10 protein-coding genes are annotated in these 16,048 nt (G+C 60.8%); 6 read left to right on the forward strand and 4 right to left on the reverse strand.

Translation table 11 applies throughout. The features are described 5' to 3' along the window. The first annotated feature begins 41 nt into the window (after nt 1-41). The 6 genes from H0S73_RS13040 (at nt 42) to H0S73_RS13065 (ending at nt 6,985) form a co-directional block, all read left to right on the forward strand. Nucleotides 42-875, forward strand: a complete 834-nt coding sequence (locus H0S73_RS13040; RefSeq protein ID WP_425488222.1) for a transporter substrate-binding domain-containing protein — start codon at nt 42-44, stop codon at nt 873-875. Nucleotides 876-923: 48 nt separating this feature from the next. Beyond that, the gene (locus H0S73_RS13045) at nt 924-1,685 is read left to right on the forward strand and encodes an amino acid ABC transporter ATP-binding protein (protein ID WP_181052572.1); all 762 of its coding nucleotides are present in this window, start codon (nt 924-926) and stop codon (nt 1,683-1,685) included. 42 nt (nt 1,686-1,727) lie between these two features. Then, nucleotides 1,728-2,177 carry a type II 3-dehydroquinate dehydratase gene (gene aroQ, locus H0S73_RS13050; protein WP_181052573.1) on the forward strand — a complete coding sequence of 150 codons (450 nt, stop codon included), beginning with the start codon at nt 1,728-1,730 and terminating at the stop codon, nt 2,175-2,177. Then, nucleotides 2,174-3,229 carry a Gfo/Idh/MocA family protein gene (locus H0S73_RS13055; RefSeq protein WP_425488192.1) on the forward strand — a complete coding sequence of 352 codons (1,056 nt, stop codon included), beginning with the start codon at nt 2,174-2,176 and terminating at the stop codon, nt 3,227-3,229. Before aroQ ends, H0S73_RS13055 begins: the two co-directional genes overlap by 4 nt. A 540-nt stretch (nt 3,230-3,769) precedes the next feature. Further along, complete coding sequence (locus tag H0S73_RS13060) at nt 3,770-5,662, forward strand: TIM barrel protein (protein WP_181052574.1); 1,893 nt, start codon at nt 3,770-3,772, stop codon at nt 5,660-5,662. A gap of 294 nt (nt 5,663-5,956) precedes the next feature. Then, a complete protein-coding gene (locus H0S73_RS13065; protein ID WP_181052575.1) occupies nt 5,957-6,985 on the forward strand; it encodes an IS110 family RNA-guided transposase in 1,029 nt (342 codons plus the stop codon). A gap of 474 nt (nt 6,986-7,459) precedes the next feature. On the opposite strand, the gene H0S73_RS13070 is transcribed toward H0S73_RS13065, so the two are convergent. The 4 genes from H0S73_RS13070 to H0S73_RS13085 all read right to left on the reverse strand — a co-directional run bounded on the left by H0S73_RS13070 (nt 7,460) and on the right by H0S73_RS13085 (nt 15,987). After that, a complete protein-coding gene (locus H0S73_RS13070; RefSeq protein ID WP_181052576.1) occupies nt 7,460-8,059 on the reverse strand; it encodes a hypothetical protein in 600 nt (199 codons plus the stop codon). A gap of 73 nt (nt 8,060-8,132) precedes the next feature. Further along, entirely contained in the window at nt 8,133-13,835 is a 5,703-nt protein-coding gene (locus H0S73_RS13075) for a DUF4011 domain-containing protein (RefSeq protein WP_181052577.1), read from the reverse strand. 900 nt (nt 13,836-14,735) lie between these two features. Continuing rightward, nucleotides 14,736-15,320 (reverse strand): hypothetical protein, encoded by a 585-nt coding sequence (locus H0S73_RS13080; protein WP_181052578.1) that lies wholly within the window; start codon nt 15,318-15,320, stop codon nt 14,736-14,738. Next, nucleotides 15,313-15,987, reverse strand: coding sequence for an SOS response-associated peptidase (locus H0S73_RS13085; protein ID WP_181052579.1), 675 nt, complete (start codon nt 15,985-15,987; stop codon nt 15,313-15,315). The genes H0S73_RS13080 and H0S73_RS13085 overlap by 8 nt, the downstream gene beginning before the upstream one ends. Nucleotides 15,988-16,048: the final 61 nt, after the last annotated feature.

Here is a 16,048-nt window from a genome sequence, read left to right on the forward strand (position 1 = left end):
GACCTGTAAAACTTCACCGGAGGAAGAACGCCATGGATAGTATCAACAAATCGAGATTCAATCGGCGTCATGTTCTGATGGGTGGCGCTGCCCTGCTCGCAGCCCCCGCCTTGATGACCAAGTCGGCCCTGGCCATCACACCCGAGGAAATCAAGAAAAAAGGAAAGATCGTCGTCGGTATCCAAGGCGACAACCCGCCGTGGGGGTTCGTCACGAGCGCCGGCAAACAGGACGGGTTTGACGCTGATATCGCGGAACTCTTCGGTAAGGAACTCGGCGTTCCTGTGGAGTTCGTTCCGCTCGCCGTGGCAAACCGTATCCCGGCTCTGACGACCGGGCGCGTCGACATCCTGTTCGCGACGATGGCGATGCTGCCGGACCGGGCCAAGTCCGTGCAGTTCAGCAAGCCCTATGTGGCAAACGTGATCTCGCTTGTGGCGGCGAAGACGACCGAGATCAAGACCAATGCCGACATGGGCAAGTACGTGATTGGCGTGCCACGCTCCAGCACTCAGGATACCCAGGTTACCAACAACGCGCCCTCTGGCACGACGATCCGCCGTTTCGATGATGACGCCGCGACGATCCAAGCTCTCTTGTCAGGGCAGGTCCAAGCGGTCGGCGCCAACATGTTCTATGTCCAGCGTCTTAACCAAGCCAAGCCCGACACCTTCGAGAACAAACTCGAGTTCTCAAAGCTCTACAATGGGGCCTGCACCCGGCTTGGGGAAAAAGAGATCAACGCGGCCGCCAATGCATTCATCGACAAGATCAAGGCCAATGGGGAACTCGCCAAGGTCTATCAGAAGTGGATGAAGATGGATCCGCCGGAGTTCCCGGCGAGCCTGGATGGCATTCCCTTCACCGTCAGCTGAATCGGACCGCATCAACAATAACTGCATCAATAAAAAGTGGAGCCCGCCATGCCATCTTCCAACTCAACCATTGTCCCGCTGATCGCTATGGAAGGCGTCGAGAAGTGGTATGGCGGCTTCCACGCCCTCAAATCCATCAACCTCCAGGTTCGCTCCGGCGAGAAGATCGTGCTCTGCGGCCCTTCCGGTTCGGGGAAATCGACGCTGATCCGGTGCATCAACCATCTGGAGCCAATCCAGGAGGGCCGCATTATCGTCGATGGCACGGCACTCGATAACAGTGCCCGTACCATCGATACTGTACGGCGCGAGGTTGGAATGGTGTTTCAGCAGTTCAATCTCTTTCCGCACATGACAGTGCTGCAGAACTGTACACTGGCGCCGATGCGTGTTCGAGGAGCCTCAAAAGCGGAAGCCGAGGCAACGGCCCGAAGGTATCTGGATCGGGTCCGCATTCTCAACCAGGCCGAAAAATACCCGGCGCAGCTCTCGGGCGGGCAACAGCAACGTGTGGCCATTGCCCGCGCCCTGTGCATGGAACCCAAGGCCATGTTGTTCGACGAACCGACTTCAGCCCTTGATCCCGAAATGGTCAAGGAGGTGCTCGATACGATGATTGGCCTTGCCCGGGACGGCATGACCATGATCTGCGTCACTCACGAGATGGGTTTCGCCCGTCAGGTCGCAGATCGCGTGATCTTTATGGCGGACGGCCAGATCGTGGAAGAGGCGGAGCCGAACACCTTCTTCCGCGACCCGCAACATCCGCGGACACGTGCCTTCCTGGGTGAAATCCTGGCCCACCACTAGATCCCACTCCTCTCTCAAGCACTATACTGCAAAGGACCTCTTATGAGCCGCCTCGTCTACGTATTGAACGGACCTAATCTTAATCTCCTGGGCAAACGCCAGCCGCATATTTATGGCCACGAAACCCTTGCCGACGTGGAAGCCGAGTGCCGGAAAGTCGCCGAAGAACTCCGGCTCGACATCCGGTTTCACCAGAGCAACCGCGAGTACGAGATCATCGACTGGGTCCACGAGGCGCGGGAGGTTGCCGGTGGTATCGCCATCAACCCAGCCGCCTTCACCCACACATCGGTTGCGATCCTGGACGCACTGAACACCTTCGAGGGTCCAGTCATCGAGATCCATATCTCGAATGTCCACAAACGTGAGGCGTTCAGGCATCACTCCTTCGTCTCGACCCGTGCCGACGGCGTCATTGCCGGGTTCGGAACGCAGGGCTACACCCTCGCGCTGCGCCGGCTGGCGCGGCTTATCGACGAGAAGGCCTCATGACCGTTGCGGACAGTCTGTTGCAGCCCGTCAATCTGGCGGTGCTTGGCGCCGGGCTGATTGGCAAGCGGCACATCGAGCATGTGCTGTCCCAGGCTGACGCCAAGCTGATGGCCATCGTGGATCCCTCGCCCACGGCGCGGGCTCTGGCGGAGGAGAAGGCGGTCGCCTGGTATCCAGATTTTGCGGCGATGATGGAGATCCAGAAGCCGGAAGGCGTCATCATCGCGACTCCCAACCAGTTGCACGTTGAAAACGGGCTGGCATGCATCGCGGCGGGTGTACCCACACTAGTTGAAAAACCAATTGCCGATGATGTGGCTGGAGCAACGACGCTCGTCGAGGCGGCCGAGCGTGCCTGTGTCCCCCTGATGGTCGGCCATCATCGGCGTCACAATCCGTTAATCCAAGAGGCCAAGCAGGCGATCGACGACGGACGCCTGGGTCAGATCGTTTCCGTTCACGGGACTTGCTGGTTTTTCAAGCCGGACGAGTATTTTGAGGTTCCCTGGCGCCGGGAGAAGGGCGCAGGCCCGGTTTTCCTCAACTTGATCCACGATGTGGATCTCCTCCGCTATCTGTGCGGCGACATCGTTTCAGTCCAGGCGCTCGAGTCTAATGCCCTTCGTGGGAATGCGGTTGAGGAAACTGCCGTCATTCTCCTGCGGTTCGCAAGTGGTGCGATGGGAACGATGAACGTTTCTGACACCATTGCCGCACCCTGGAGTTGGGAGTTCACCAGCGGCGAGAACCCTGCCTACAGCCACACTCAGGAAACCTGCTATTGGATTGGTGGTACCCGAGGTTCTCTCACAGTTCCCTATCTCGACCTGTGGCGCCATGAAACCGAGTCGAACTGGTGGAAGCCAATCGCCCGTGAACGCTTACCCGTAATCTCTAAGGATCCGCTAGGCCTGCAGGTTCGTAACCTCTGCGAGGTCATACGGGGCGCCGCGGCTCCCGTTGTTTCAGGCCGGGAGGGACTAAAGACGCTGAAAGTGATCGCCGCCGTAAAAGAGGCCGCGGCATCGGGTCGAGCGATCGAGATTCTGTAGGCTGTAACTTTATGCAGATCGGCATCCTCACACTCCGACCTGAAGCACTTGAACATGTAAGGCATGCTTAAAGCCGAGAGGCGGAAATGACACGACGGACTATACTGGAAGCGGGTGCGACGGCATTGCCGCTCTTGCTCAGCGGCTCGCTCGCATGGGCTCAAGGCTCCATATCGATTGGGATAAGTTGGGCTGATTTTGCCGATGACAGGCCCATTCGCCTCAACGGACCGCCAAATCGGGGCTGCGGCTAGGCTGTACCTGCAGCAAAGCGGCGACACCATTGCGGGTAAAAAGATCCACCAACACGTCCGGGTCAACAATCCTGACAGCGTCGGACCGGGAAGAGAAGCTTTGGTCACCGTGGCAGGGGCCGACTGCCCCCCAGTCCTGTTGATCTCGGGGCGTGTTACACCACTTCATAAGGCAGGGTTTGCCAACTGATCGGCCCTAAACAAAAACTGAACCGAGGCATCGGTGGGGTGGTCCTGGTCGATCAATCCTGGCGGACCGACAAGTGACAGGAAAAGGGAGAGAGCCGTGCAGACTGCCATTGCCACCGTTTGTCTCAGCGGCACCCTTGAAGAAAAGCTCCAAGCCATTGCCGCCGCCCAGTTCAAAGGGGTCGAGATCTTCGAGAACGATCTCCTTTCGTTCAACGGCACCCCGACAGACGTGCGCCGAATGGTCGAGGATCTTGGGCTTGTGACCTCAGTTTTCCAGCCTTTCCGCGATTTCGAAGGCATGCCAGAGCCGCAACGAGCCAAAGTATTCTCGCGCGCTGAACGGAAGTTCGATGTGATGCAGGAGCTTGGCTGCGATTTCCTGATGGTCTGCAGCAATGTGTCGTCGGACAGCCTAGGGGGCATCGATCGAGCGGCGGCCGATTTTCGTGAACTTGGCGAGCGGGCGGCAGCGCGCGGTATGCGGGTTGCCTTCGAGGCGCTGGCCTGGGGAAGGCATGTCAACGACTATCGTGATGCGTGGGAGGTGGTCCGCCGCGCTGATCATCCCGCTGTCGGGCTCGTGCTCGACTCGTTCCATATCCTGGCGCGCGGAACCGACCTGACGGCGATTCGGTCCATCCCGAAGGACAAAATCTTCCTGGTCCAGATGGCCGATGCGCCAGTCCTCAGTATGGACTACCTGTCCTGGAGCCGTCACTACCGCTGCTTTCCGGGACAGGGGGAACTCGCCGTCGACGCCTTCATGGATGCCCTGCAGGCCACGGGCTTCGACGGCCTGCTTTCGCTTGAGATCTTCAATGACCGTTTTCGAGCCGGCTCCGCTCGCAGTGTCGCGGTTGATGGACAGCGATCGCTGCTCTTCATGCTCGATCAACTCCAGAAGCGTACCGCCGTCCCCGTGACGGGCCTGCCCGTCCTTCCGCCCTGGGCAACCTGCCAGGGCGTGGAGTTTGTCGAGTTCGCCATGGATGAGCGCAGCGCGAGCGCATTTGAGCATGTGCTCACAGGGCTAGGCTTCGTTAAGGCTGGCACGCACCGCTCGAAAGAAGTCACCCGCTGGCGCCAGGGGAATATCAATATCGTGGTGAACTGCGACAAGGAAGGCTTTGCCCACTCGTTCAACATTACCCATGGGCCCGCCGTATGTGCCCTTGCCTTGCGAGTTGACGACGCTCCGGCAACGATCGAACGAGCATTAGGGCTTCTCGATCAGCCCTTCCAACAGGCTGTGGGACCGGGGGAGTTAGATATCCCGGCCGTCCGGGGCCTTGGAGGCAGTCTGATTTACTTCATTGACCGCAAAAGCGGTCTCGACCGTCTCTGGGACCGTGACTTCGAACCCATTGAGTACAGCAATGGTGATTCTGCGGAAGCCGGGCTCACGACTTTCGATCACTTATCGCAGTCAATGTTCTATGAGGAAATGCTGACGTGGCTTCTCTTCTACGTCTCTCTTCTCGATGTGAAGAAGACCCCGGTCCAAGCCGTGATTGACCCAGGAGGGGTCGTGCAGAGCCAAGTGGTCGAGACGCAGGATGGATCTTTTCGCCTTGTTCTCAATGCCTCCCAAAGCCGGCACACGCAATCCTCGCGCTTTCTGACCGATATGTTCGGTTCAGGTGTTCAGCACATTGCGCTCGCGACAACAGATATCTTCGCAACTGTCGAACAGCTCAAAGTAAATGGCGTTGAGCTTTTGCCTATACCGGAAAACTATTACGAAGACCTGGAAGCCCGGACTGATCTGTCGGAGGAGGACTTGTCACGGCTGCAGGCCGGCGACATCCTCTATGATCGGGACGGTGCAGCGGAGTTCTTCCAGGTCTATACGAAGACACTGGAGAATGGCTTTTTCTTCGAGATCGTCGAGCGTCGCGACTATCAGGGCTTCGGTGCCGCCAACGCACCGATACGTCTGGCCGCCCAGACCCGGTTGGCGCCGCATCCAGGGATGCCGAGGCTTTGATCAGCCCCCGGAGCCTTCGAATGTATGGCGAGAGCTTCTCAGGCGAAGGCGCCTACCTGTGCCACACCCGCGCTGAATGAGACGCGGCGGATCAAGACGCCGGGGATGATGCATGGCTGAAGATGCGGTGGACCTGAGTGAGCTCCAAGGAAATCTCAATGAGTGCTTGCATCGCGGGCGAGTAGTAACCCTGAGGCAAGAATCCGGAACGCCCGCTTTTGATGCTGTGGACGGCTCCCACCCAGAGGTGAGGTAGCATGGCTGTTGTCAGCAGCCAGCGCACAGGAGCAGCCCATGAACACGGTCACCACCATTGGTCTGGACATCGCCAAATCCGTTTTCCAGGTGCACGGCATCAGCGCCACCGGCGAGGTATTGATCCGGCGCCAGGTCAGACGAGGGCAGGTACTCAAGTTCTTCGCCAGCCTGCCGCCATGCCTGATCGGCATCGAGGCCTGTGCTTCGGCCCATCACTGGTCGCGGGAGCTCCAGAGCCTGGGCCATGAGGTGAAGCTCATGCCGCCAGCTTACGTCAAACCGTACCTCAAGCGGCAGAAGAACGACATGGCCGATGCCGAGGCGATCTGCGAGGCTGTCACCCGGCCCACCATGCGCTTTGTCGAGACCAAGACGTGCGAGCAGCAGAGCATCCTGATGCTTCATCGGGTGCGGCTCATGCAAGTGCGGCAGAGGACTATGCTCACCAACGCCATCCGAGCACATCTGGCGGAGTTTGGCCTTGTGGCGAAGATTGGCCGAGAGGGTGTCGACGAACTGCTGCTGATGGTCCGTGATGGAGATGAGCGCGTGCCAGAACTGGCTCGGGCCTGCATCCTAGCGCTCGCGGAGCAACTGATGCTGGTCAAGCGTCAGATCCTGGAGATGGACCGGCGCATCACGGCCTGCCACCGGGCCAGCGAGGTCAGCCGCCGCCTGGCCGAGATCCCCGGAGTAGGTCCGCTGCTGGCTTCTGCTCTCGTGGCCCATGTTCCGAACCCGAAGGCCTTCTCATCCGGGCGCAATCTGGCGGCCTGGATTGGGCTGGTGCCGAAGCAGAACTCCAGCGGTGGCAAGGAGCGACTCGGCGGCGTGACCAAGCAGGGCAATCGCTATCTACGATCCATGCTCACGGTGGGAGCCCTGGCGGTGATCCGTTTTGCTCAGCGGCATGGAACGAAGCGGCCGTGGATCGTGCAGTTGCTGACGCGGCGAGCGACCAAGGTGGCAGCGGTGGCCCTGGCCAACAAGATGGCCCGGATGGTGTGGGCGATCATGGCCACGGGCGAGCGCTACCGTGAGCCGGTGACCAGGCAGGCGGCGTAAAACCTCGTCGGGTTACTCGACGAGACTCAGGTTGGGAAGGGCATCTGGACACTAATGCAGGATCCGGTCGAACCGGGAAGCGGGACACCCCACTCGTGCCAGAGCATCTTGGAATGCGAGCTTTTGGTCGGGACCCCTTCGCGGAGGGCATTATGGCCAGCGGTCATGAGCACCGCAGCAACAGGTCGAACACATGGCCGCACCGACCAGCCTTGCAGAAGCGTTAAACGAATCCCTTGCCAACGGGGAGCCGTCCACACATGGCACGAGGCCGACCTTATCCGTACTTCTGCACTGCTGGGATGAGCGGACCATTACGCGATCACGCTTAAAGACCGTACCCGACCCAAAGCAGAAGTTCGTGCCGCTTGTTAGCGATGTCGGCTTTGCGCTCTATGTCAGAGATTTGGAGCGGTCATTGCGCAACCAATGGTCAAAGGTTGGTATGAGCCTGATAGCTGCCGGCACGTTGAATCAAATCGGTTCCATTTTCCTCAGCTCGGCACCCAAGGTGACATCAACCATTTCCCGGGCATCGAATGCCGACATGCCCGACGCCATTAGATCATTGAGTTCATCCCACATCCGAAGATGATAGGCGGGATATTTTCGAAGCGCCTTGGGAAGCCTCACTCCACACCGAAATGCGTGCCTGCCTCCATCACCTGTATCCAGCCACTCGATGAAGGGATCGGGGATGAATTGGAACTGTGAAGGTGCCTGCACCGATTGCGGCGTCAGACAAAGCCAATGCCCGCGCGTCTCTACAACCGAATGCAAGATGAGATCCGAACCGTAGATCAACCATCCAAAAACATGACGGCTCACCCGGTCCGGATCGTTTGCCGCCTGTGCGAAACAGTTTGCATGGCAATCGTATGGAAGCATGCCAGCGGCCAACAACTGCTCCTCGGGTGGCCGCGTGACAGTGACGCGCGGCAGGGCGAGAACCTCCGCAAGGGTGTTCGCCTCCCATTCGGTTGCTGGGAATGCCATTTGCTCGGCATTTCGCAGGGCTAGCTCCCCCAGTGTTTCTCTTCGGAGCGTGTTGGCAGCCATTGTGTCGTCGCCCATGTTGCTGTCGATCAGTTGATAGTTATCGGCTCCTCGTCCGACCAGGGGGCTAATGACCGAGATGAAGTAGGCCTCAGTCCTCCATTCGCCCTATTATGACGCATATCTCCTCAAGGTAGTCCTTCTGCCGAGGATCGGTGCCACGCCGGAGAACATCCGGGATCTTCGCGAAGAAGTCGTCCGGATCGTCGAACCGGCGCGCCAGCATCACATCGATCATCTGCTTGCGCAGGATGCACCGCTGGGGCTCAGCACCTGGATACTCAACTTCGATCCGGGTCCGCCGGAACTCCTCCAGCTCCGCGCGGGCCTGCTCGAGGGTGATCTTGGCTGCAGACCTAGTCGATGATGGTTTGGGTGCATCGGCCTTGAGCGATCCAAATCCTAGGGGCAGGGCAGCCTGCGTTGCAGCGTTCCGCTTCGATGCGGGAGCGGGCTCCCAATCAAAAAGCGTTCCGTCAGCGCTCGGGCGAGTGGACGCATGCTCCGCCGGCTTTTCCTCAGCCAGCATCTCGGTTTCTGGCTCAGCTGCCGGATGGTATTCCGGAATGGCCACCCGATATTCGGGGTAGGTTGTGATAGGCGCGCTGCGCAGGGCCTCTATCTGCTTGACCAAGCGCTCCGTCTGGGTTTCGGCGTTGTGGAACCAGTCGGTCGACCACACCCGCAGGATGTTCCATCCCAGGCCGCGGAGAACCTCCTCCCGCAGGCGATCACGGTCGCGGGCGCTCTTGCTCGAGTGGTAGGTCGCCCCATCGCACTCGATGCCAGCAAGATAGACGCCCGGCTGGTCGGGATGGCGGATGCCGAGATCGATCCGGAAGCCCGAGGCGCCGATCTGCTTGTCCACCTTGTAGCCGCGGTCCTCAAGCCGACGGGCGACCTCCATCTCGAAATCGCTCTCGAACTCGGAGCCGACGCTCTCCGCCGTCGCCCGGCCGCGGGCCTCGGCGTAGGCGAGATAGCGCTTGAGCACGTGGACACCCTGGCTGCTGGTCTCGGACGGCTTCACGTCCATCGACGTCATTGACGAGAATAGGACGACCCGGACACGAGCACGCGAGAACAGAACGTTTAGGCGCCGGTGGCCCTGCTTGCCGGCGATGGGGCCGAAACGCTGCAGGACCTGCTTGGAGCCAGGGGCGGGACCATAGGGCAGCGAGATGAATACGTAGTCGCGTTCATCACCCTGCACATTCTCCAAGTTCTTCACGAAGACCGGCTCGCCCCTGGCCGACACCTTCTCACGATAGAGCTTCACAAGCTCGTCGCCAGCCTCGAGCCGCCGCAGCTCCTCGAAGATGAGGTCGCGCTGGTCGGTGTTGACCGCGACGATCCCGATAGTCGGAATGGCGTCCTCGGGGAGCTCAGCGTGGTGGCGCATGAAGGCAACCGCCTCCTCGGCCGCATGCTGGGCCTCAATGACATTGCGCCGCTGTTGATAGGTTCCGCGGACCGGCACGAGGTCGATCGAGAACGAAGCCGGCTTAGCCATCGGGAAGGTGATCAGGCCACCCTCGTAGAACTCCTTGTTTGAGAAGGCGATCAGGCTCTCGCACCGGCTGCGATAGTGCCATTTCAGACGACGGACGGTCCGGAAGGTCTTCTGGCAGGCTTCGAGGATGGACTCCGAGTCGATGTCCTCGAAGTCCTCCGCGTCGTTCGCGACCTCGACCGAGCGATTGAAGAAGTCGGTCGGGGGAAGCTGCTTGGGATCGCCGACGACGATCACCTGCTTGGCCCGAAGAAGCGCGCCGAGCGCGTCTTCAGGCTTCATCTGAGAAGCCTCGTCGATCACCAGGATATCGAAAAGGAATCCGGAGCGCGGAAGGTACTTCGCGAGTGAAAGCGGAGACATCATGAAGCACGGCTTCAGGGACCGGATCGACTTCGACGCCCGGTCAAGCAGGGTCCGCACCGGGGTGAACCGGCGCGACTTCCTGAACTCGTTCTCCAGCAGAGCCATCTCGGTCCATGAGCGGCGCGGCCCGCCGTTGTTTCCGGAATGGGTCCTGGTGCTGGACAGAAGGTTCGCCAGGATCTCCCGGCGATCCTTCTGAACCTTCAGGGAGTCCTGCTCGGCGAAGGCCCTGCGCATGGCGTCGAGGGTCATACCGGAGGCCTGCGCCAGGACGGCGTTCTGCCTGCGGGCACGATCCGCCCTCTGGGCCGTCACGAGATGGTCGAAGAGCTTGCCCCAGGTCACGTAGTTCCCCGGAGCTGCCTTCTCGAGGGCCCGCACGACGTTGCCGAGCCCCGCGGAGGCGATCTCGGAGCGGCTCTCCAGAAGCCCCAGGTAATCAGCGAGTTCGTGGCCATGGTCGAGAAGCTGGGTCGCCGCCTCGACAGCCTCGGACGGCGTCCCGTCCTCCCCAAGATCGCTCACCCCGAACCGAGACCCGAGATCGCCCACCGTGCGATCAAGCTGCTCGACATCCGCCTGCGTCTCATAGGCAAGCTGCCTCAGCTCCTCGAGAACGGCGGCCCCGTCCGCGGCAACCAGGTTTTCGCGGACCCGCACCGGCAGATTGCTCTCCTCGACGAGACCGATCCACTTGAGGACATCCTCAAGCCGGTCGATGCCGCGAGGCGTCGCGCTCAGCCGGTCGAGCAGACCACAGGCCGGATGGGCCCGCAGGTCCTTGGCGAGCGACCGGCGCTCCAATTCGGCCGACGCGACGCCGGCAAGGTCGGCCAGTGTCAGATCGATCAGGCCAAGGGCGTTGGTGGGATCAAGCCCGATGAAGGCGTTCAGGTGGGCGTAATGCTTCTTCCAGGCGTCGATCCGCTGATCCAAGGGCCCTTCGCCGATCAGGTCAGGATGGGCCGTGACGGCCTTGAGGGAGGCCGAACCGTCGGCTAAGGCGAGGAATTGGGCCAGGGCGTCCGTACCAAGGCCGAGAAGGCGCCGCGCAACGCCATCCCCGTCATACGCCTTCCCGAGCTTGGACTGCAGAGCGTCCCGGTTGTCCAGGGCCGTCGCCAACTCCTCGAACGGCGTCGCAAAGCCCATCCAGCAGTCGCCGACGATCCGCTTGTTATCGGAACCACTCTCAAAGGCTGCCACGGCCCGAAGATGGCGTGCCAGTTCACCAATCGTCTCTCCGACCTTCTCGGCCTTCGGGTCGAGCCCGAGCGAGGCGGCGACCGCACGGGCCTGCTTCAGCTCACCCGCGAAGCTGGCGAACATCCGCCCGATCATTCCCTTGTTCAGAACCTCAGCAGCGGCCTCGAGGGACGCGGCATCCGGACGCTTCGCCGGGTCATAGGACGGAACCCGCGATCGCAGATCCCGGTCAGCCTGCCACAACGAGCGCCACTGTTCGAGAACCTTCCGGAAGGATCTCACGTCGCCTGTGGGCAGCCATCCCCAAAGCCGGGCGTGCTCGGTCGACTTGCCCGCCAACAGGTCAACCGTCGTGGCAATGGCAAGGCCCAAGGTCTCAAGAGCCCGCGCATCGCGAACCGACATTTTGAGTATGTCGTAGGCCGGCCGGAGATGGCCCGCCGCGGCGATCAGGGCTGCCACGCCATCCGCCAAGACCTTGGCCTCGTTCTTCGCGACTGCCGGGGGCATCCTGTTCCGCACGTCAGCCGACCAGGCGAATTCGTCCACCCGCTTGGCCAGCTCCAGCGTGCCGTCCGGAAGGCCTGCGACGTCCCTGTTCTGGGCGACTGCCGCTTGAAGATGCGCGATCCTCCGGCGGATCGAAACGGCTTCGCCGACCTCCTCGACCCCGATCTCCAGAACGTCCGGCACCAGATCGAGGTCCGGCGGGCTCGGAAGGGAGGGGACGGCCGCAATGACCGACCTAAGGTCGGGAAGCGTCTCCACCCCAATCTCATCGCGCCTATCGAGGGCAGTTCCGGTCCGTCCCGCAATCTCCAGGAAGGTCTGGATCAGGGTAAGGATCTCCTCGGACTCGTAGCGGGCGCCCCGAAGCGCCTCGAATGACGACCATGGCGAATCCGAGATCGGTCCGAAGGCAGCCTCGAAGTCGGTCAGGATCCGCGCAAGGACGTTGATCCTGCTTCTGGCGACGAGCGCCTCGTCAGGAACGCTCAGCAGGATGTCCGGCATCCTGACCGCGCTCAATGAGCGAAGAGCCTCCGGCTCGAACTCAGACCGCCCAGCGATCGCCCGCCACATCAGGGTGAAGGGGGTCTGCTCATCGTCACCGGGGGCGTGCAGGGCCGACAGATAGGTCTTGGTCAGATCCTTGGCGTTCTCCCACGTCTTGAGGTCCATTCGCCTCGCGCTGGGATCGAACCTCGGACGCCCGAGCTCGGCCCTCCGCCGCAGGCTGTCGATGACTGCCCTCGGGGAGGCCTTGTCGGAATGGAGCTCGAGGCAGAAGTCGCCCAAGCCGGCCCGGTCGAGACGGCGCTTCACGACCTCGAGGGCCGCGAGCTTCTCGGCGAGGAAGAGGACCGACTTACCCTCGTTCAGGGCGTTCGCGATGATGTTAGTGATCGTCTGCGACTTGCCGGTGCCGGGGGGGCCCTCGACGACCAGATTGTTCTCCTTCATCACATCGATGATGGCGGAATGCTGGGACGCATCAGCGTCGTGGATCAGGACCGGGGCGATGGCCTCGATCTCGGGGGTGTCGATCTCGTAATCTTGGGGAACGGCTAGGGACGCACCCTCTCCGGAGCCTTCGGCACCGGTCAGGATGGCCTTGACCAGCGGATCGCCGGCCGGCGTCAGCTTCCAGTTCTCAGGATTGAGGTCCTCGTACATGGCGAGGCGACCGAAGGCGAAGTGGCCGAGGACCATGTAGCGGCGCACTTTCCACCGCTCCAGCCCCTTGATGGCCTCCTGGACCTCGGCGAAGTACTCCTCGACCGACGGCTGGTTCTCCTCGTCCGCACCAAAGGCGGGCAGGTTCCGGCCATGCTCCTTCTCGAGATACTTCTCGAGGTTGACGTTGGTCTCCGCCCATTCGGCCGCCGCCGCCAGCGAAAACACGGTCTTGCCCCGGACGGTCCGCTGATCCAAGCGCACCGGCAAGAGGAGGAGAGGGGCGTAGTTCGCTCGATCGGAATGCTCGGACTCGTACCATTCGAGGAAGCCGAATGCGAGAAACAGCGTCGAGAGGCCCATTTCCTGCTGCGACAGGCGGGCTGCATCGGAAATCTTCTCCAGCCGAGCCTCAAGGTCGTCCGGGAAGAGCATCGTCTGGAGCTTGTTTCCCTTGCCTCCGGCCTGCTTGGAGGCGGATGGCAGGTTCATGTCTGGATTGATGCCGTGCTTGCGAGCGTGGGCGATCAGGTCGAGTTCCTTCCGCGCCTTCAGTTTCGGCATCCCGAGGGAGGCCCGGACCTTGTCGCTCAGCCAGCGATCAAGCTTGGCGATCTCGAACTCGTCGTCCCGTGCAAGCCCGTCCAGCGCCTCGAGCTTCGTCAGGTACTCCAGATCGGAGACCTTGGCGTGGGCGAGGGCAGACTGGAATTCCTCGGTCTTCTCATCTTCAGGAATGTCGTCCGGCTCCGGCAGAGCCTCGATGTCGATCGAAGCCTGCTCGTAGGCGAGCCTGTCATGAACGTCCTCGGGAGACCGGTCGACGAACTGCAGGTATCTCTTCAGGCGCGGCGACAGCTTGAAGTTCAGCATCGGGTTGCGCCGGGAGAGGTCTAAGAGCTTCTCGCGCAAACCATCGTAGAGGCCAGACAGGCGCCGTTTCTCTACCTCGTCGAGGTTGTGGAATGGATCGTCAACTCGGTAGGCAGACGCTGCAGCGTTGTCGGAGGCTCGGAACTGGGATGCGCTCATTGCTGAATACTTGACCACTGAATTGTGTAACTTCGAAGCCGAATCTTTGGATTCTGCAGGCTGATACCCAGACCATCTAGCGGGTCGTATGACCTCTGGCGTTCTTTGAGCTGAGCTCAAGCCAGTTGCATCGCTAGGTGCTCCTCCGGCAACAGCCAGATCAACCTTCTGAGGAAAAATCTTCGCGCCCTGGGCTTTCGCGAGAAGCTCCCGAGATCGTGGCGTGCTCCGATGCCTGAGTTCATCGATGAGCACATTGAGAGCACGGATATCTGACCTGCAGTTCTCGAAAAGTGCCTCAAGTTCATTGATCTTGAGCTTGCTGTATGGGCGATCTGGCATGCTTCCGATGGTACTTGGTGGATAGGACGATCAGATGGGCGAGCCTTATCAAGGGCGGTCCCACACGTTGGACTGTCCGAAGATTGCTCGGTGACGAATCTGAGTACATACGCCAGCCCCTCAGCAGTAACTGCATTGTTCGGAAGCAGTGTTGCATGAACGGTCAGGCAAAGGGAAATAGGACCCTGGTATCATTCTTACGTATTCCCAAGCTCATTGGTGCTGATCCCTATGTGAGAGCACAGACAGGTTCTAGTGACTGGGTTTCGCTAAGGTAAGGATTTGAAGCTCTTGAAGGTAATTGAATAACATAAGAAATCTGCTGCCAGGATGCGGTAAATTGTGCCGGACGGGTGTGCCTTTTTCTGCTCTCGGATAGGAAGCAGCAACGTTCGATAATGCGACTTGTTGGAAACAAACCGAACTTCTGCACCGAGGCGGTAAGCCGACCTTCACGGAACGTGGCCGTGGATAAAATTGGTGTGGCCGCGCCGATCGGTTCTAAAAGGATGTTCGGGCTGCTGGGACTGCCAACGTGAACCTGATAGGATCAGCCGTTCACATGCATTCCGAAAGAAGCTGACGCATCCTCTCCGCGCGGTCGGGCTGGTTGATCCAGTCCTTCACTTCGAAATCCGCAATCCGCAGCGTCGGCGCGAATCCGTAGCGGGGCGGGAGGATGTCGGTCAAAGCGTCTCGGAAGGCACGCTGCCGATGTCGACCTCCATCGCCGGGGAACAGCGGCGGCATGGGCCGGCCGAAGCCGCCCCCCTCGAGTTTGAGCTTCGCGTCGGAGCGCGCGATCCAGAGGTCGGCATCGAACGCGAGCGGCACGTCGTCTTTGTAGTGCCGCAGCGTCGCCGAGCGATACCCATTGAAATGCTGTTTCTCGTCCACCTCAAGGATGCGCGGCGGTGAGCCCGGCAGAACGAGGACAGCGTCGACCGCCCGGCGCTCGACTTTGCGCATCTCGTCAGGAAGCTCGAGCCCCGTCAGCTCCGAATAAATCGTGCAGACGAGTGGCCAGCTATCGCCGCACTCGACCCGGCCGGGACGCACTAGCCATTCGGGCGTTGCCGTTGTGGAAGCCCCAAGGATCTCGGTCGCCAGCTCCACGACGGCGTATTCGATCTCCTTAGGCATGTGAGTTGACCGCGCTTCGTTCACCCTCGGGTTGGTCGGATCGAGCGCCTTCCGCGACGATCTTGAGCATGTCGTCCGGCAGCGGCCGCTGCAGTTTGAGCGCGACTTCCGCCGGTGCGGTGAGCCAGGTCTTGTACTCCTCTGGACTGGTCAGGATTACCGGCATCGCCTTCGGATGGATTGGAGCCACGACGCTATTCGGCTCGGAAGTCAAAAACGAGAAGAGCAGATGCTCGCCCTCGACCGGTTCGGCCTTCGTGCCGCGAATACCGGTCCATGGTCGCCAGATGCCTGCGAAGGCGGCTAATGGGCGATCCTGGCTCAAGGCGAACCAAACGGGGGTCTTGCGTGGTTTGGTATCCTTATACTCGGAGAAGGAGGTCAGCGGCACTAGGCACCGGTACTGGGGCTTGAGCCAGGCGCGCCAGAACGGTGAGGACACGTTGCGGACATTCGTGACGGGCTGCGTGCCGACCTTCGGCGGCGGCGGGAAGCCCCAGCGCATCCGGATCAATTCACCCTCACCCTCGTGGAGACGGACAATGGGAGCCATTTGGTCGGGAAAGATCGCGGGCAACGGAGGCACGTTGCCCGCACTGTCGCGACTGACCTCGAAGGCCCGTCGCATGGCCTCCTGAGTCGTGTAGGACGAGTACAGGTTACACATATAGTGCGCTCTCCTTCGTCGTATGAGCCTTGCGTTTAGGGGAACACCGGCAGGCTCTGTG

This window comes from Microvirga mediterraneensis (assembly GCF_013520865.1).
Taxonomy (GTDB): domain Bacteria; phylum Pseudomonadota; class Alphaproteobacteria; order Rhizobiales; family Beijerinckiaceae; genus Microvirga; species Microvirga mediterraneensis.